At 39.9% G+C, this 19,007-nt stretch carries 14 protein-coding genes; 11 read left to right on the top strand and 3 right to left on the bottom strand.

All coding sequences use genetic code 11. The features are described 5' to 3' along the window. Positions 1-89: 89 nt before the first annotated feature. Both BK583_RS11750 and BK583_RS11745 read left to right on the top strand, forming a co-directional pair. Positions 90-1,049 carry an acetamidase/formamidase family protein gene (locus BK583_RS11750; protein ID WP_055735890.1) on the top strand — a complete coding sequence of 320 codons (960 nt, stop codon included), beginning with the start codon at positions 90-92 and terminating at the stop codon, positions 1,047-1,049. 10 nt (positions 1,050-1,059) lie between these two features. After that, positions 1,060-2,103 carry a P-loop NTPase family protein gene (locus tag BK583_RS11745; protein WP_055735889.1) on the top strand — a complete coding sequence of 348 codons (1,044 nt, stop codon included), beginning with the start codon at positions 1,060-1,062 and terminating at the stop codon, positions 2,101-2,103. A gap of 34 nt (positions 2,104-2,137) precedes the next feature. Here BK583_RS11745 and BK583_RS11740 read toward each other — a convergent pair whose 3' ends face one another. Then, positions 2,138-2,473, bottom strand: coding sequence for a metal-sulfur cluster assembly factor (locus BK583_RS11740; protein ID WP_055735888.1), 336 nt, complete (start codon positions 2,471-2,473; stop codon positions 2,138-2,140). Positions 2,474-2,512: 39 nt separating this feature from the next. Beyond that, positions 2,513-3,958, bottom strand: a complete 1,446-nt coding sequence (locus BK583_RS11735; RefSeq protein ID WP_055735887.1) for an NAD(P)H-binding protein — start codon at positions 3,956-3,958, stop codon at positions 2,513-2,515. A gap of 261 nt (positions 3,959-4,219) precedes the next feature. On the opposite strand from BK583_RS11735, the gene nhaC reads away from it, so the two are divergent. Continuing rightward, entirely contained in the window at positions 4,220-5,593 is a 1,374-nt protein-coding gene (gene nhaC, locus BK583_RS11730) for a Na+/H+ antiporter NhaC (RefSeq protein WP_055735886.1), read from the top strand. Positions 5,594-6,031: 438 nt separating this feature from the next. Here nhaC and katG read toward each other — a convergent pair whose 3' ends face one another. Further along, complete coding sequence (gene katG, locus BK583_RS11725; RefSeq protein WP_124741983.1) at positions 6,032-8,257, bottom strand: catalase/peroxidase HPI; 2,226 nt, start codon at positions 8,255-8,257, stop codon at positions 6,032-6,034. 606 nt (positions 8,258-8,863) lie between these two features. Here katG and BK583_RS11720 point away from each other — a divergent pair. The 8 genes from BK583_RS11720 to BK583_RS11685 all read left to right on the top strand — a co-directional run bounded on the left by BK583_RS11720 (position 8,864) and on the right by BK583_RS11685 (position 18,992). Next, the gene (locus BK583_RS11720; protein ID WP_055735885.1) at positions 8,864-10,117 is read left to right on the top strand and encodes an extracellular solute-binding protein; all 1,254 of its coding nucleotides are present in this window, start codon (positions 8,864-8,866) and stop codon (positions 10,115-10,117) included. Positions 10,118-10,174: 57 nt separating this feature from the next. Further along, complete coding sequence (locus BK583_RS11715; protein WP_038479479.1) at positions 10,175-11,059, top strand: carbohydrate ABC transporter permease; 885 nt, start codon at positions 10,175-10,177, stop codon at positions 11,057-11,059. Then, complete coding sequence (locus BK583_RS11710) at positions 11,059-11,973, top strand: carbohydrate ABC transporter permease (protein WP_236702369.1); 915 nt, start codon at positions 11,059-11,061, stop codon at positions 11,971-11,973. Before BK583_RS11715 ends, BK583_RS11710 begins: the two co-directional genes overlap by 1 nt. A gap of 24 nt (positions 11,974-11,997) precedes the next feature. Continuing rightward, positions 11,998-13,524: a beta-N-acetylhexosaminidase gene (gene nagZ, locus BK583_RS11705; RefSeq protein WP_055735884.1), complete on the top strand. Its 1,527-nt coding sequence runs from the start codon at positions 11,998-12,000 to the stop codon at positions 13,522-13,524. Positions 13,525-13,550: 26 nt separating this feature from the next. Next, a complete protein-coding gene (locus BK583_RS11700) occupies positions 13,551-14,708 on the top strand; it encodes an ROK family protein (protein WP_055735883.1) in 1,158 nt (385 codons plus the stop codon). A gap of 232 nt (positions 14,709-14,940) precedes the next feature. Then, positions 14,941-16,479 carry an AbgT family transporter gene (locus tag BK583_RS11695; protein WP_055735882.1) on the top strand — a complete coding sequence of 513 codons (1,539 nt, stop codon included), beginning with the start codon at positions 14,941-14,943 and terminating at the stop codon, positions 16,477-16,479. Positions 16,480-16,502: 23 nt separating this feature from the next. Then, positions 16,503-17,696 (top strand): M20 metallopeptidase family protein, encoded by a 1,194-nt coding sequence (locus tag BK583_RS11690; protein ID WP_055735881.1) that lies wholly within the window; start codon positions 16,503-16,505, stop codon positions 17,694-17,696. A gap of 3 nt (positions 17,697-17,699) precedes the next feature. Beyond that, positions 17,700-18,992: an amidohydrolase gene (locus tag BK583_RS11685; RefSeq protein WP_055735880.1), complete on the top strand. Its 1,293-nt coding sequence runs from the start codon at positions 17,700-17,702 to the stop codon at positions 18,990-18,992. The last annotated feature ends 15 nt before the right edge of the window (positions 18,993-19,007 follow it).

Genomic DNA, 19,007 nt, shown 5'->3' with positions numbered 1-19,007 from the left:
CAAAAAACGTAATGAAAACTTATTATTTTCAGAAAATATTTGACTTTATAAGTAATTAAAATTACTCTATAAAGTAAAAGGAGGTTATTATGACTGTTCATTATGTAAACCCGAGTAAAGAATCACTTCATAATGCATTTAATCGCGATTTGGAAACAGTGCTGTCGATTCAATCAGGTGACCAGATAGTTTTTAAAACATTAGACTCTGGTTGGGGAAAAGAAAAGCGTAAATCAGCTGGAGATGCAAGGAAACGCTGGACAGACTTACTACCAGAAAAACAAGCACCTTTTTTTGGACATGCATTGACTGGTCCAGTATGGATTGAAGGTGCGAAGCCTGGGGATGTGCTTGAACTGGAAATTATTGAGTTAAAACCATCTGATTGGGGATGGGCTTCAGCAGGGGGCTTTAAAAGTGAATGGAATAAACGTTTAGCTATTGAGGATCAAAAAGAAGTTTTATATGACTTTCACTTAGATCTTGATAAAATGATAGCTAAAAGCCAATTCGGGTTATTCGATAGGGCTATTTCCATTTCTCCTTTCATAGGTATTATTGGAATGCCCCCTAAAGAAAAAGGATTTCACTCTACCTTTATTCCTAGAGAAACCGGAGGAAACATTGATTGTAAAGAATTAGGAAAAGGAAGTACGTTATATTTGCCAATTGAAGTAGAAGGTGGACTTTTATCTGTTGGAGATGGTCATGCAGTTCAAGGTAATGGTGAAATTAGTGGACCGGCACTAGAGTGTCCTATGGACAAGATTCACCTTCAAATAAATGTACTAAAAAGCCAATCTTTAAAAAGACCTAGGATAGTAACGAAAGACGAGTATATCACATTAGCATTTCACGAAGACCTAGAAGAAGCGATGTGGTTAGCATTGAATGATATGTTAGAATGGATGCAAGAACTATATTCGATGACAAAAGTTGAAGCAAGTTTGTGGGGATCTTTAGCCGTTAATTTGAGCATTACACAAATTGTAAACGGCAAAAAAGGTGTTCACGCATCGTTAATAAAGGAAAAGTTGAGGAAGGTATAAAACTGAGAATATGAATTTGCGTTTAAATGTTGCATTATTGCGAAAAAAAGTACCGAATTTAACAGTTGCTGCAAAAGAAGTCGGTTTACGGCCTGCCACGGTATCTAACTTATGTACTGGAAAAATTCCTCTTGAAAAAGCGGAAGTTCAGACCCTTGTAAAGTTAGCAAGTTTGGCAAACTGTCTTCTAGATGATTTAGTACTATCTGATGATAAATTAAATTTGGTGGAAACTGGAATAAAAGCTATTGATTTTTTTGCTCCTCTAAAAAAAGGGAGTGTAATAGGGCTTTTAGCTCGTAAAGAGATGGGGCAGCTTATCTTAGTGGCGGAAGTTTTTCTACGTTTAAAAAAGCAAGGATTTAAGACGATGCTTTTACATTCCTCCGATAATGTTCCTGGGTTAATGGAAGTTCAAAATGAATCTGAAATGTTAGCATCTTCTAAAGAAAGTGCGGTTGAATTAATAGATAAAAATCTTGTTGATGAAGATCTTATTATTCTTATGGATCGAGCACATGTCCTTGCTGGTGATTTAACTTACATTAAAGAACATGACACAGCTAAAAATTTAAAAAGTTTAACGGTTGTGTTAGTGGATTTAAGAGGAGAAGCGGTTGATGAAGATTTGCCATTTGGACCATTAGATATGATATGGAGTTTTGATATGGAGCTAGTTGCAAAAAAATATTATCCAGCTATCCATCCACTATTTTCATTTTCCGATGAGAGTTTAAATGAGTCAAAAGATTTAAGTGTTCAAAAGCAAGTTCAAAAATACATACGCCGATACCGAGAGATGCGTATCTTATATTCACAAAAAGGGTTCGAGTTTTTACCTAAGGAAGAAGAGAGTAATTTTAAGAAAGGTGAACGACTGGAGGCTTTCTTTACTCAACCGTTTTATATTGCTGAGCTTTATACAAAAAAAGAAGGAGAGACGGTACCTCATTCGACTGCGATGAAAGATATAAAAGAAATTCTTGCAGGAAGATGGAATCATCTTCCTCTCTCGCATTTTACAAATAGAGGTTCTTTAGAAGGGGATAAATAGCAAGCGTAGTCGAATGGAGACTACGCTTGTTCGGTTAGTCGGTAACGCCTAATGCAATCTTCGCATATCGAGACATTTTATCCTTTGTCCAAGGTGGGCTCCAAACAATGTTGACTTCAACGTCGCCAAGCTCACCTAATTCTTGAAGTTCTTTAAGAGAGTTTTTAACATCTGATACAATCGTTCCTGCTAAGGGACAGCCCATAGCCGTTAGCGTCATCTCAATTTCAGCATTAACGTGTTCATCTAAATGAACATCGTATACAAGACCTAAATTGACGATATCAATGCCGAGTTCAGGGTCGATGACGTTTTCGAGCTCAGCCATCACACGATCTTTTGTTTCTCTTAACTCTTGTTCTGTCGGCATAAAAACACCTCCGAAATCAGTATACTTCTAGTATAGCAATCATTTAGGACGATTTAAAAGAAACTGCTCATGTGTTTCTGAAAGGAGTAGATTTGTTCTAATCATCCGTTGTAAATGCCGTTTAAATAAAAACATGACCCATATATGCATTTTCGCCTGTGTTAATGTATAAAGGATCCACGGGAGTGAAGGTTGGTATTCATGAATAGCAATCATACATTCATTTTTATATGGAATTTTGCGAAATTCCATTCGACCTCTACCGGGTTCAGCATTAACATTAGCGAAGGCGCCTCCTGTTATATAATAAAGGGCGCGTTGTTTATGGCTTCGTTCTTTAGCATAAGTGAACTCAAGCAGTTTTTTATTCAGTAAATAAATGGATGTTTTGTCGGGCTGGTCACTTTTGGCGCTGAGAAAAGGGCGGCCTTGTTTTTCTAGCCATTGTAAATAATAACGACCTAACCACTCAGCACTATGGTCTTCTGGAAGCGGTACACGTTGAATGGATCGGACGTCGGCAATCGTTTTGGCTTCTTTTTTCTTTCTCGTAGTAGGCTTTTTTGATTGTTTATTTTCTTCTTCAATTGCAGCGAGAGCAGCATCGCGAAAAGTTGTTTTACCGTAACTAAGATCTGGATGCATACGTGACGCTTCAGCAACCATTGGATGAACTAGACTTTCAATTAACGGGTACACCATTTCTTTTGGCGTTCCTGTTGTTACTGATACCCATAATCTTGATAGCTTAACAGACATAAAAGGAACATTTAGCATAGAGCGTTTTTTACCCATTACATCAGCCGTTTCGATCATCATCTCTCGGTACGTCATTACTTCAGGACCAGCAACGTCAAACGAACGTCCAGAAACGTCTTCGTTACCAATGGATCCATCTAAAGCATGGAGAACATCTGGTAACGCAACTGGCTGTGTTTTTTGTCTTGTCCATTTTGGAAGCGCCATAAACGGAAGCCGTTTCACCAATTTCTTCACAATTGGAAATGAGGAGCCACTAGGTCCAACGATGAGGCCAGCACGTACGGTCGTAACAGGGACATTATAAGCATTAAGAACCATTTCTACTTCACGACGACTTTCTAAATGTCGTGAAAGCTCTTTTTCGTTTTCAGGTAGAATGCCACTTAAATAAATAATTTGTTTGACATTATTTTTCGAAGCAGCTTGAGCGAAATTGTCAGCAAGGATAAAATCCATATCTTCAAATTTTGCTTGTGTTAAACGTGCGGATGGCAACATGGAATGTACAAGATAGACAGCGTAATCCACTCCTTCTAAAGCAGATTCTGCATCGCCAAGAGAAAATAAGTCGGCTTGTCTCCATGTGAGATCATTAGTATTTTCCTTGTGTTCTATGGAGCGAGACAAAGCGATAATATGGGCCTTATCTTTCAATTGATTCATTAAGTTCTTTCCAATATAGCCACTAGCTCCACTTATCGCAATGACCGGTTTGTTTGCCATATTCGTTTCCTCCTTACATGTGCTAACGATTGTTATACCCTCTGTCCTTTATATTTAATCGGATTAGGCTCTATTGAGTAAGAGAATCTTAGATTATTATAAAGGAAAAGCAGGGATTTCTTTCTTTTTGCGGAAAACTGTACCGAAGAAAGGCTATTGACGAATGGAAAAAGGTTCGTTAAGATAAACACTTAGTAACTTTATTGCATAAAAGCATAAAAGCGATAAAGTGTTTATAGGGAAGTAGGAGGAATACAATAGATGGAAAAGAAGTTATCGATTGGCTCATCTGTTTTGTTACTAGCGTTGATGATGGCGCTTATCATTACAAGCATGACAGCTTTTCAAGCTGAGCCACATATTCCGCTATTAATCTGTCTCGTTGTTGTAAGTATTATTGGTCTTTTTCTTAATATTAAATGGGATCAACTTGAAAAAGCCATGATAAAAGGCGTGACAGACGGAACAAAAGCGATTATTATTTTGTCGTTAGTCGGGATTGTCATTGCTGTTTGGATGATGAGTGGAACGGTTCCAACTATTTTGTTTTATGGACTTACATTTATAACACCAGAATGGTTTGCTGTGAGTGCGCTTATGATTTGCATGATCGTATCAAGCTTTACTGGCAGTTCTTTTACAACGATCGGTTCAGTTGGCGTAGCGATGATGGGAATTGGTTTAGCGTTAGGAGTAAACCCAGCCATGGCTGCAGGTGCTATCATTTGTGGTGCTTGTTTCGGAGATAAAATGTCGCCTTTATCAGATACAACAAATCTGGCGTCTGGCGTAACAGGGGTAGACCTCTTTGTTCACATTCGTCATCTGATGTGGACAACAATTCCAAGTTTCATCATTACCTTAATTATTTTCTTTTTTATTGGTCGTTCTTACTCAACGACTACTATAGAAGGGATTCAAGAAATGCTAACAACACTTGATGCGTCTTTTTCCATTAGTTTTTTAACGCTTTTATCTCCACTAATTGTTGTGATTCTCGCGTTCATTCGCTTTCCGACAGTGCCAGCTCTTGTGGTAGGGATTTTAACCGGTTTGTTAACGGTAGGTCTTGTTCAAGGAAATTGGCTTATTAGTGAATGGTTCACTGTTGTACAGCATGGCTTCATCTTAGAAACAGGAAACGATGCAATTAATGCGATTGTAGATGCTGGTGGTTTACAATCAATGATGTGGTCCATTTCCCTCGTCATCATTGCACTTTTGCTTGGTAGTCTAATTCAACGAATCGGATTAATTGATGGGTTATTGGAGTTCTTTCGTTCATTTCTATCAAATAGAGGAAATCTTATCGGTGCAACGGCGGCCTCTTCCATTAGTGTAAATGCGTTAACTGGCGAGCAATACCTATCTATTTTGCTACCTAGTAAAGCATTTGAAATGCATTATGAACGCTTGAATATCGCAAAAAAGAATTTATCAAGAACCCTTGAAGATGCAGGTACACTTGTTAATCCACTTATACCGTGGGGAGTTAGTGGTGCTTTCTTTGCGTCTACATTAGGTGTAGCGGTTATGGATTACATTCCTTTTGCTTTTTTTCTCTTTTTATCGCCAATCTTAACCGTTCTTTTCGGCTATCTTGGAATAGGCGTTGGAAAGTCAACAGAATCGTAAGCGAATGATAGAGGTTGGGACAAAAGTAGATAGACAGACCAAAACGACGAACATTCCTGAAAATAGGAACGTTCGTCGTTTGTTTTATAGGAACATGAGCGGAAGGAGAATCCAAAGACTCCTGGGGGATCAGCACGTGTCTGAAGACTCTGGAGTGGCGGTTTTCCACGGAGGAGGCTGAGGCCGTGTCCCCGGAAAGCGAAGGATTCTTCTGTAGCGGTACTACTCAGCATCTTTTAGACTATTCGTCTTTTCAAATACTACTTTTCGTTACGTCCCAGCCTCTTTTGCTGAAAACAATAAGGGAAAAGAGGAGCACTCATGTTGTATGTTCATTTGCACGTTTGTAGGCTGAAAGTGAAGATACGTGGCAAAATAAAAAGCTGAACCCATGTACAGTCTAAATGACTCTATGGGACAGCTTTTTTTCTCTTATTTTTATTTTGTTAAAGCAGGTTGTTTTGCTTTCACATCAAACCGATCATTATTCATTACTTTTGTCCAAGCTGCAACAAAGTCTTGCACAAATTTTCCTTTATTATCGTCTTGAGCATACACTTCTGAAATCGCACGTAGAATAGAGTTCGAACCGAAAACAAGGTCTACACGGGTTGCTGTTCGTACAACTTCTCCTGACGTTCGATCACGTCCTTCATATACGTTACCTTTAACAGGCTTCCACTCGATCCCAATATCAAGTAAATTTGTGAAGAAATCATTTGTTAAAGCCCCAACATGTTCAGTGAAAACGCCATGCTTGCTGCCATCGTGATTCGTACCAAGAACACGCATGCCGCCAATTAATACGGTCATTTCTGGTGCGGTTAAATTTAATAGATGGGCCTTATCAACGAGCAATTCTTCCTCTGACACACTGAATTTTTGTTTTTGATAATTACGGAATCCATCAGAAGTAACCTCTAATACGTCGATATTCTCAACATCTGTTTGTTCTTCTGTTACATCTCCACGACCAGGGGTGAAAGGAACAGTAATGTCGAAGCCAGCTTCTTTAGCGGCTTTTTCAATAGCAGCACTTCCTCCAAGTACAATAAGGTCCGCAACACTTACACTCACATCAACTTGTTGCTGTAATTGTTCAAGAGTAGCAAGAACATGGGTAATGGATTCATTCTGGAACACATCCCAATCTTTTTGCGGAGCCAGACGAATACGAGCGCCATTTGCACCACCACGGTTATCTGAACCACGGAATGTGCTAGCAGAAGCCCAAGCTGTTGCAACAAGGTCAGACACACTTAAGTCAGTCGCTAAAATGCGTTGTTTTAACGCTTCAATATCTTGATCAGATAAGTCGTAGTTTCCAGCTGGAATAGGATCTTGCCATAATAAAATCTCTTCCGGTACTTCTGGTCCTAAATAACGATCACGAGGGCCCATGTCACGGTGTAATAACTTGAACCAAGCACGAGCGAATGCGTCAGCAAATGCATCAGGGTGTTCGTGAAAATGACGAGAAATCTTTTCATAAGCAGGGTCCATACGTAATGCCATGTCTGCTGTTGTCATAATCGTTTTTACTCGTATAGAAGCATCCTCCGCATCTGGAGCTAGATCTTTTTCTTCTACATTAACAGGTGTCCACTGGTGTGCACCTGCAGGAGATTTCGTTAACTCCCACTCATAGCCAAATAAAAGATCAAAGAAGCCATTATCCCACTGAGTAGGGTTTTGTGTCCAAGCGCCTTCAATGCCACTTGTAATCGTATCTCGACCTTTTCCACTACCATGAGAGCTTAACCACCCTAAACCTTGCGCTTCAATCGGAGCTGCTTCTGGTTCTGGACCAACGTGACTTTCAGCTTCTCCTGCACCGTGAGCTTTTCCAAATGTATGTCCTCCTGCAACAAGTGCAACGGTTTCTTCATCATTCATTCCCATACGGGCAAATGTTTCACGAATGTCGCGTCCACTTTGTACAGGGTCAGGATTACCATTAGGACCCTCTGGATTTACATAAATTAATCCCATTTGTACAGCTGCAAGAGGATTCTCTAATTCACGATCACCGGAGTAACGGTTATCCCCAAGCATTTCCGTTTCATTTCCCCAATAAATATCTTCTTCAGGATGCCATACGTCGGCACGACCACCGCCAAAACCGAATGTTTTTCCACCCATTGATTCAATGGCTACATTACCAGTTAACAACAATAAGTCAGCCCATGAAATTTTATTTCCGTACTTTTGCTTTATTGGCCATAAAAGGCGACGTGCTTTATCAATGTTCGCATTGTCTGCCCAGCTGTTTAAAGGGGCAAAACGTTGCGCGCCAGCAGAACCACCACCACGCCCATCTCCTGTACGATATGTACCAGCAGAGTGCCAAGCCATTCGAATAAACATTGGACCGTAGTGACCGTAATCTGCTGGCCACCAATCTTGGCTATCGGTCATTAAGGCATGCAGATCTTGTTTTAATGCATGATAATCCAATTTATTGAATTCTTCTGTATAATCAAAGTCTTCGTTCATTGGATTGGATTTCGTATCATGCTGACGAAGAATAGAAAGATTCAGTTGATTTGGCCACCATTCACGTTCTGGTGTACCAGAAACCGTTGTATTTGTTGTACTGCCATGAAAAAATGGACATTTTCCACCTGAGTGATTTGCTTCAGAAATAATGTTGTTCTCGCTCATAATCAGTCTCCTTTTCGTGAAAGAATAATTAAATAACTGTAATCACCTAAAATCAACTATTAGGTAATAATTATTATTATGTAATCATTATAATAAATTTTGCTGTGTTTGAAAAGGATTATCTTTTATCCCTGTAAATCTTTTGTCGTAAAGCCCCATTTGAGTGTAGGAAAACAGGATGAAAGAAGAATGGAGGTGTTTCAATTAAACAAAGTAATGGATAGAAGAATAAAGTAAGTGAGAGACATAATTGATAAAAGAAGGGTACTATTGATAGACTATCGTTTTCGTAAAAGACAATAAGAAAGGTGACATTCTTTCAAATGGTTCTCTATCTATTAAAGGCGAATCGAGTAGGTCTATTAAAATTGAAAATAAAGAGAGGAATGAGGTTTTATATGTTTGATTTCTAGTATATCAAAAAGTCGGAAAACAATAAATACAAGAATCCACTTGGAAGCGATTGATATTAGAAAATAAAAATTTAATTGACAATTAAAAACGAATCAACTACAATTACGTCATCTTCTACTGGACAAACGGCTTAGTCTTCCTACATTTAATTAATACGTCCATTGGAAAAATTAATTAGGGGGAATTAATAGGATGAAGAAATATCTAAAATATGCGGCGATGTTTGGTAGTTTAACCATGATGCTTACTGCATGTAATAGTGGAAGTGAAGAAGGAAGCACGACTAGTGGCGATGAAGACATTACACTTGATTTTTGGTTTTTTACTGGTGAGGATGATCCGAACGGCGAGAACACCATCAATCCAGTAATTGACTCATTTATTGAAGAGAACCCAAACATTCAAGTTAACCTACGTCAATTGACTTGGGATAACGGTCTTGAACAAATTACTACTGCATTTGCAGGAAACTCGGTACCGGATGTCATTGAACTTGGAGATACATGGTTTGCCAATTTTGTAGAAGAGGGTGTACTTGCCAACGTATCTGACTTAGTAGAGCCGATTTACAACAATCACGTCAACTGGGATACCGTTACATACCAAGATGAAGTGTACGGCATGCCGTGGCTAATGTCGTCACGAGCTATGTATATAAATACAGATTTATTTGAAGAGGCAGGATTGGACCCTAACCGTCCACCTGAAAACTGGGATGAAATGCTCGAATACGCGAAGCAAATAGAAGAAAATACAGATGCTTCTGGATTTGGTATTCATGCCGGTGAACCAGAAGCAACATGGCATTATTTTATGGCTACAGCATGGAGTAATGGAGCGGACGTCTTAAATGAAGATCAAACGGCCAGCACGATTAATTCTCCAGAAATGATTGAAGCGCTTGAATTTTATAAAGAAATGAGCAACTACTCACTTGTTTCTCAAAGTGAAGTTATTGATAGTGAATTCCGAGCTGGTAATATCGGCATGTCTTTTTCTGGAGCTTGGGGTGTATTCTCCATTCCGAGAGATGCCCCGGAGCTGAACTTTGACGTTGCACCAATTCCTGATGGCGCGCAGTCTACAGCTTCTAGTTTTGCTGGAGGTGAGATCTTAGTTATTCCAGAAGGATCGGATCATAAGGAAGAAGCGTTTAAATTGATGCAACACGTGGCTTCTGAAGAGCAAGCTCTTGATCATATGCAGCGGATTGGTTCAATGTTTGCAGCCGTTCCAGGAGTAGAAGAACATGCGTTTTTTGATGAACATCCACAGCTTTCTGTTTTTGCTGGTCAGTTAGAAAGTGCGAAGTCATCTCCAGCGATTACCGAATGGCAGTCAATTAGTCGACATGTCGTTGAAGCAGTTGAACAGACATTACTCAATGATGTTGATCCAGAAAAATCTTTAAATCAAGCACATGACAAGATTGAAAATGAGCTGTAACAAAAGTGAAATCCCTCGTACTAAGCGAGGGATGCCCTTTTTCATGGAGGTGTAGCGATGCAAACTTGGACAGAAATGAAGCGTAACAAGATGGCTTATGTCTTTTTGTTGCCTTGGTTCTTATTATTTGCTGTATTTAGTGTCTATCCATTAATACAATCCTTTATTTATAGTTTTCATGATGTAAAAATTTTGCGAGGCGAGATGGACTTTGTTGGGTTAGAAAACTATCGTAATTTACTACAAGACCCGGTTTTTGGAAGGGCGCTCTTGAATACATTCATTTATGTTGTAGGAACGATCCCATTTACCGTCTCCATTGCACTCGTATTAGCGCTTGCTGTCAATCAACGAATTCCATTTAAAAACTTTTTCCGAGTAGGCTTTTTTTTACCAACGGTTACGTCTATTATCGTTGTCTCAATGATGTTTAATTTTATGTATTCCCCGTCTGGTTTTCTCAATATGGTATTAAACCTCTTTCAGTTACCAACGATGAATTGGTTAATGGATACAAGAACCGCCCTCGCATCGTTAATGGGCTTGTCCGTATGGATGTCTTGCGGTTTTTACATGTTAATCTTCTTAGCGGGATTACAGTCCATACCGAAAGATTTATACGAAGCTGCAACAGTTGATGGGGCTTCAAGGTGGAAACAGTTCTGGCATGTGACCCTTCCGCACATTCGTCAAATTGCGATTGTCGTTATTGTCATTAATACGATCAACACGTTTCAAGTATTTCCAGAAGTATATACGTTGACAAGTGGAGGGCCATTAAATGCGACGACTACAATTGTATTCTATTTATATGAAGAAGCGTTTAAACAATTCCAATTTGGTCCAGCGTCAGCCACTGCCTATGTGCTGTTCGTTATTATTATGGGTATTTCACTTTTAATGCTAAAAATAATGGGTATTAATAAGGGGGTTGGAGATTAATGAATCAGCCATCTCACCAGCCGAAAGCACCGCTGCTTATGAAGGAACAGGTCGCGCCTATTCCGCCAAGTAAGAAGCGTAAAAGAAAGGCATTTGATTACAAACCAAGAGAACTATTACTATTCATTCTTTTGTTCATTCCATTAAGTGTTATGCTAATCCCGTTTTTGTATATGGTCAGTATTTCCATTAAAACGGATGGCGTTGTTTTAAGAACACTTGCAGATATTCTGCCAAGAAACCCTTCATTTGATAATTATGCCGCTGTTCTTGCAAACGGAAATTTTGCACGATACCTAGGGAATAGTTTATTTGTTTCTTCTTCAATCGTAATCGGAAATGTGTTTTTTTGTACAATGGTAGGTTATACATTTGCAAAAATGACGTTTCCAGGAAAAAACTTGATCTTCATATTGGTTCTTACAAGCTTTATGATTCCGTTTCAGGTAACCATGATTCCCGTTTTTCAATTAATGCAAAATATTGGCTGGATTGATACGTATAAAGCCCTTATTGTACCAACTCTTGTGACGCCGTTTGGGATTTTCTTAATGCGCCAATACATTTCAGGATTACCTGATGAATTAATTTACGCGGCAAAAGTAGATGGGGCTTCTGAATTTCGAATCGTTTGGCAAATTATTTTTCCGTTAGCGAAACCGATTGTTGCTGTATTAGTTATTATGACATTTTTGAATTCATGGAATGACTTCCTCTCACCACTTATTTTAACAACGTCACCAGAAATGAGGACCATTCCCCTTGGTCTAGCAGAATTTAGTTTCTTAAACAATACGAATTGGGGGCATTTAATGGCGGCTTCGGTCGTATCCTTATTACCAGTGTTTATTATTTTTGTGTTTTTCCAAAAGCAAATTATATCTGGCCTTGTGTCAGGCGCTATTAAAACCTAAAATGCTTGAAAAGAGGGAGTAGATATGGAGACGAGAGTAGTGAAACGTTTAACGATACGTGAAAAGGTAGGTATGTTGTTCTCAATGGGTGCTCCAAGTAATACCATTGATCAAACGTTTCATCAGCGTTTTGATGAATTGCCGTTTGGGGGTATGAGTATTTACCCCTATAATATTGAGCATAAAGAGCAGTTACTAGCACTCTTTCGCGATGTGCAGCATTTTTACAAACAGAAAGGGTACGAACATCCATTTCTAATGGCGCTTGATGAAGAAGGGGGAACCCTGTCTACCCTAGATCGATTCTACCCCTCAGTACCAGGAAATCGTGCTCTAGGGTTAAAACATAATCCTGAACTTGCATATAAAAATGGCAAGTTATTAGGTAGCATGATGAATGCATGTGGCATTGCCATTGATTGGGCGCCTATTTTAGATGTGAATACGAATCGTAAGAATTCTGTTATCGGTGTTCGAAGCTACGGTGAGGATACGGAGCTTGTTAGTGAATATGGAGCTAAGTACATACAAGGAATACATGAAGCTGGGGTAGCGGCAACAGCTAAACATTTTCCAGGTCATGGAGAGACAGAGGCAGATTCTCATCTAGGTTCTGTTGTCTGTAGTTTAAGTGAGGAAGATCTGTTCAATAAGTTAATCCCGCCATTTGAACGAGCCATTAAAGCAGGTGTCGATGCCGTTATGGTTAGCCATGTTATTTATGATCAAATTCCCCAGTCCAACGGCTTGCCAGCAACAATGTCCCATTATTGGATGACAGACATTCTTCGTAATAAGCTTGGTTTTAAAGGGGTTATTTGTACAGACGACATGGAGATGAGTGCAATTAAAGATCATTTTCCTGCAAAAGATATTGGCGTACTTGCGATTGAAGCTGGGGTAGACCAGCTCTTAATTTGTCACTCTCCATCGTTCCAGCAAGAAGTGTTTAATGGGCTAGTAGAAGCGGTAGAAACAGGTAGAATTCAAGAGGAACGAATAGATGAGTCTCTTGCACGATTAACTTCATTAAAGAAGGCTATTCAAACGTACCGCAAGAAGGCAGTACCAATACCAGAACATCTGTGGAAAGAAAAAGCCATTGAGCTTTCAAAAGAAAGCCTTCATCTTGATCGTGATCCAAAAAAGCTGCTTCCTTTAAAAAAAGATCTCTCTTATGCTCTAATTTTACCTAATCTTGAAGCACTAACACCTGCAGATTCAACCGAAGGGAAACGAGTGACATTAGAAAATAAACTCGTTGATTTACAAGTAGAAACCTTTTCGCTATCATTAAGACCAACGAATCAAGAGATTGATCAAATCGTAAAGAAAGTCGATGCGAAAGATGTTGTCATCATAGGCACCGTTAATGCTCATTTATTTCATGAACAGCAAACGCTCTTGCATCGGTTACACCATAAAGACTGTATCGTACTTGTATTGCGTGATCCGTATGATCTAGATGTCATTCCTAATGAACAAACAGTTATGCTCATTTGTTCAACAGGGGATTCTAGTATGGAGGCTTTTTCGCTTAGATACAGTTAGAACGGTAAGGAATGGAGTGGAGTTAGATGCAAGCGAGGCAAGGGAATCAAAAATTGTTAAAACAGTTTAATAAATCAAAACTATTAAATCTGATTAATCATCTTGCGCCAATTTCCAGAACAGACCTTGTTCAAAAAACAGGCCTAAGCCCTACAACGGTTTCTTCATTAATAGAAGAGAGCTTACTTGACGGAACCTTAGTTGAAACAGGTTCTGTTGGAGAAGGGGTAGGAAGAAAGGCAACTTTACTGGAAATTAACGCGTACGGTGGTGTCGTCATAGGGGTAGATCTTAGTTTCGCAACTGAATTAACATTGCTAAATTTACGTGGTGAATTGTTGACGACGGAGCGAATGAACGAATTGTCAGGTGAGGGGCTATCGGATCTACCTCATTTATTGGAAGCATTTATTACAAAACATCAAATTGAACGGGATCACATAAAAGGGATAGGCTTATCATTGCCTGGAATACTTGATGAAGAGCGTAAAAAAATTGTCTTTTCCTATAACTTGAATGTGAGAAATTACCCATTATTTGATCTTGTGACGAATGCCTTTAAAGTCCCGGTTCATCTTGTCAATGATGTTAATGCAGCTGCATTTGCAGAACAATATAGCGGGCAAGCAGTTGGGTGTCATAGTTTAGTGTATACCTTACTTAGTCAAGGTGTCGGCACCGGTATTATCTTGCGAAATGAAATTTATAATACTGGAGAAACGGGTAACTCTATTTTGGCAAGTGATTTTTCAGAAGAAGAATCGATTTTTCACCCTCTTAATATGTATTCCATTCACAACCTATCAAAAGGTATCCGAGACCGTCATTCTAAGGAGTGTGCTCATATCCTAGAAAATGATGCTGTCATCGATCACTTTTTTCATCGAGCTTTTGTAGACATGGAGGAACCCTTTCACAGTGAAGCAAAGCGAATGGCCCATGACATTGTTACGTTGCTCTGCAACTATGCTTTGTTGCTTCAGCCAGAAAAGGTACTAGTGAATGGTTGGGTTGCAAAGCAAGATCAATTTTTCCAATATATGCTGAAAGTCTTAAATGAGCTGGAGAAAACAACAAATGTGCCAATCCAGTTAGAGAAATCGTATTGGAAAGAAAAAGGCCCATCCCTTGGGGCTGCAAGACTTGCGTTGCATCATATTTTTAAAGAAATGCAATTTTCATAGAGAGAGTTTTAGTAGGCGCTTCTACAGAGGAGGCGTCTTTTTAGTTCAGGTTGTTTAAGTACTACAAGTAAGAACAGCAACATGCTCTATTTTTTCCTTCATTAATCAGACTTTTTATATTCTATGGAAGATTTTCTGATTTTTTTAAAGACATATTCGACAAAAAGTGCTATATTCAATTTTAAGATTTAAGGAATATAAAAAGACATGTCCGAAAATGGTGGTGTAAAAAATGAATGATTTAAGACAGAACAAAACGTTTGGCTCAAGATTGCTTGATACAGTAGAGCGAGTCGGAAATAAGCTACCACATCCGTTTATGTTATTCTTATACTTAGCGGTAGCTGTAATTCTTTTTTCGTGGTTCATTGCAAGTCTAGGTGTTTCGTTTATTCATCCTGGAACAGGTGAGGAAACGACGGTTAATAGTCTTGTGTCAGCAGATGGATTTATGTACATACTAGATTCGATGATTTCAAACTTTATTGGCTTTACGCCACTAGGGCTCGTGCTGACAATGATGCTTGGAATCGGTCTTGCGCAACAAGTCGGACTAGTCGAAACGTTTATTAAAAGCACCATTTTAAAGGCACCAGCAAAGTTGGTAACAGTTGCTGTTGTGACAACTGGGATTATAGGAAACATCGCCTCAGATGCGGCATATGTACTTGTTCCACCCCTTGGTGCGATGATCTTTTATGCGATCGGTCGACATCCTTTAGCGGGTATGGCTGCAGGTTTTGCTGGAGTAGGCGCAGGCTTTACGGCAAACTTCCTTCCTGCAGGCACGGATGTCCTTTTATCTGGTATTTCCACAGAAGTCGTTCAAACCATGGATCCTAATATGGTCGTTCATATGACCGATAACTACTTCTTTATGTTTATTTCATCCATTATGCTTATAATCATCTGTACACTTATTACAGAAAGAGTCATCGAACCAAGGCTTGGAAAATTCAATCCTGCATTCGGAGCGAAAGAATACGTTGATCAAGAACTAGAAAAAGTAGGTCCAAAAGAAACGAAAGCATTGCTTATCGCTGTTTTTACCGGATTTGTGTATTTAGCGTTGGTCTCATTCTTAATTGTTCCAGAAAGTGGTATTCTCCGAGGTGAGGGAGGAAGCATTGTTCCTTCGCCATTTATTAGCAACATTGTTCCTATTATTTTGTTCTTATTTTTAACCGTGTCGATTGCTTATGGGGTGGCAGCTGGCGTGATTAAGTCCACTCGTGATGTGCCAGAAATGATGGCGGAGGCGATTAAAAGTATGGCAGGTTATATTGTCTTAATTTTTGCAGCAGCTCAATTTATTGCTTATTTTGATTGGAGCAATATTGGCGTCTGGATTGCTGTAAGTGGTGCGGAATTTTTAGAAAGCATCAATATGACCGGTATAGGCGTACTCGTTGCTTTTATCTTTTTAACAACATTATTGAATTTATTTATTTTTAGTGGGTCGGCTCAATGGGCGCTCATGGCTCCTGTTTTCATACCGATGTTTATGCTATTAGACTACCATCCTGCGCTTGTTCAGTTAGCCTACCGGATTGGTGATTCATCAACGAGTGTTATTACGCCAATGAATCCTTATGTGCCAATGGTTCTTGCGTTTATGAAAAAGTATGATTCACGTTCAGGCTTCGGGACATTATTTTCGATTATGCTTCCATATACGCTTGTTATTTTGGGGCTTTGGATCGTGCTGTTCCTCGTTTGGACATGGTTTGGGTTGCCAATTGGACCTGGTGTAACAGACTATAAAGGATAGCGCATGAAAAGAGGAGAGAAGAGATGTTCTACAAATCAGCGACAGCTATTCAAGAGCAAGTTATTGAGTGGCGACGTCACCTTCATCAATATCCTGAATTAAGTCATGAAGAGAAAGAGACACGGGCATTTGTTTGCCGTGTCTTGGACGATGCAGGAATTGCCTATGAATCCATGAAAGCAAGTTATGGGGTTATTGGTATTATTAAAGGAGAGAAACCAGGCAAGACGGTTGCTCTTCGCGCAGATATGGATGCCCTTCCAATTCGTGAAACAAACGACGTTCCCTATCGATCAACGAAAGAGCGAGTCATGCACGCATGTGGTCATGATGCTCATACAGCGATGTTATTAGGAACGGGAATCACTCTGCAAGAGAATAAAAGGGAAATAGAAGGAACCGTTTTATTATTGTTTCAACCGGCAGAGGAAGATGCTCCTATTGGTGGTGCGCAAGCAATGATGGAAGATCCAGCGTTTCTACAGTGGAAGCCAGATGCTATCTTCGGCCAGCATGTTTGGCCAGATTTACCTGTTGGCCAGATTGGTGTACGAGATGGAGCAATGATGGGTAACTCTGATCGGTTTACAATTGTCATTAATGGTAAAGCTGGACACGCCAGTATGCCACATCAAACCGTTGATGCTATTGTTGTAGCCAATCAATTGATGTCGAGCTTACAAACGATCGTAAGCCGGAACGTAAATCCCCTTGATTCCGCTGTTATTACAATCGGCAAAATGACTGGTGGAGATCGGTACAATGTGATTGCAAGAGAAGTGGTGTTAGAAGGAACCGTTCGAACGCTGTCATTGTCCGTGCGTGAACAGGTTGAAAAACGATTAGTGAGCCTTGTTGAACAGGTCGCAGCAGGTCTCGGTGCGAAAGCGTCAGTAACCTATCAGAAAGGGTATGTCTCAACTATTAATACAAGTAAATGGGCTAATCACGTTAGAGAACAAGCAAGACAGTTATTCGGCGAGGCAGCAGCACCAGATGTAGATCCGAGCCTTGCAGGTGAAGATTTTGGCCGTTTTTTACAAACATACCCAGGTGCGTATTTCTGGTTAGGGACTGCCATTAAGGAGAGACCTGTTCAAAGTCCGCTTCACGATGCGTCTTTTGACATCGATGAAGAAGCACTTGTATATGGTGTTAATTTAATGGCTACAACGGCAGTTACGGCTTTAGAGCAACTCAAAGGAGAGGAGAGCTAGCAGATGAGAAACGAGATTGATCAATGGGTAAAACAAAATGAATTAGACATTAAAACATGGCGCCAAGAGATGCATAAGATCGCCGAAGTCGGTTTCTGTGAGTACGAAACCACTTATTACATTTTCCGAAAGTTGGAAGGGCTTGGCTTTACGCTTCATACTGGTCGAGCAGTAATGAACGAGGAAGCACGCTTTGGAGTTCCGAGTGAAAAAGAATTGGCACAACATGAAGAACGAGCGTTAAAAAATGGAGTACCAACGGCTTTTCTTGAAACAATGAAAAACGGTTTTACAGGTGTCGTTGCTGTACTCGAAACAGAAAAAGATGGTCCTCATACAGCCATGCGATTTGATATTGATGCGCTACCGATTGAAGAAGAGGTATCACATGCACATATCCCTGCGAATAACGGCTTTCGCTCCCGTAACGATGGTATGATGCACGCGTGCGGCCATGACGGGCATGCAGCGATTGGTCTAGGAATAGCAACGTTTCTATCAACGTTGAAAGAGCGTTTATCAGGAACGTATACCCTTATTTTTCAACCAGCTGAAGAAGGTAGCAGAGGCGCGAAAGCAGTTGTTGAAAACGGTTGGCTAAACGGTGTAGATTTTTTCCTAAGTGGACATCTTGGTATACGTTCTCAGCCTGTTGGGACGCTGGTCTCTGGTGCAACCAATATATTAGCGACAACAAAAATTGACGCTCGTTTCACTGGAAAAACGGCTCACGCCGGAATGGAACCTCATAAAGGGAAAAATGCAATGCTCGCAGCAGCAGCAGCCGTTCTAAACTTGCATGGTATTGCGCCACATGGTGAAGGAGAAACTCGTTTAAATGTAGGACGCTTTGATGCAGGCAGTGGAAGAAATATCGTTCCAGGTGAAGCGTTCTTACAGCTTGAAACGAGAGGGAAGTCTTCTATTGAAAATGCGTATATGAAAGAGGAAGCCATTCGTCGTTTAGAAGGTGCGGCTCATATGTACGATGTAGCGCTAGAGTATGCTATTGTTGGAGAAGGGCTTGCAGCGGAAACAGATAAGTATTTTCTTGATAAAATTCCGAATGTGACTCAATCCAGTCAGTTTATTAACGAAGTAAAAGATCGGATGCCTTTAAATGGTTCAGAGGATGTAACGTATATGATGCGTCATGTTCAGGAACAAGGTGGATCTGCATGCTATATGATTTTTGGGACACCGCTTGCTGCGGGGCACCATCATAAGCAATTTGATTTTGACGAGGATGCCTTACTCGTTGCGGTTAGTGCGCTTGCTCATCTAGTCGTTGAATAGGTTGGATAAGCCTTA

It is taken from the genome of Shouchella oshimensis (genome assembly GCF_002019765.1).
Lineage (GTDB): Bacteria > Bacillota > Bacilli > Bacillales > Bacillaceae_D > Shouchella > Shouchella oshimensis.
The sequence above is the reverse complement of the archived record's forward strand: the minus strand, read 5'-3'. Positions and strand labels throughout refer to the sequence as shown.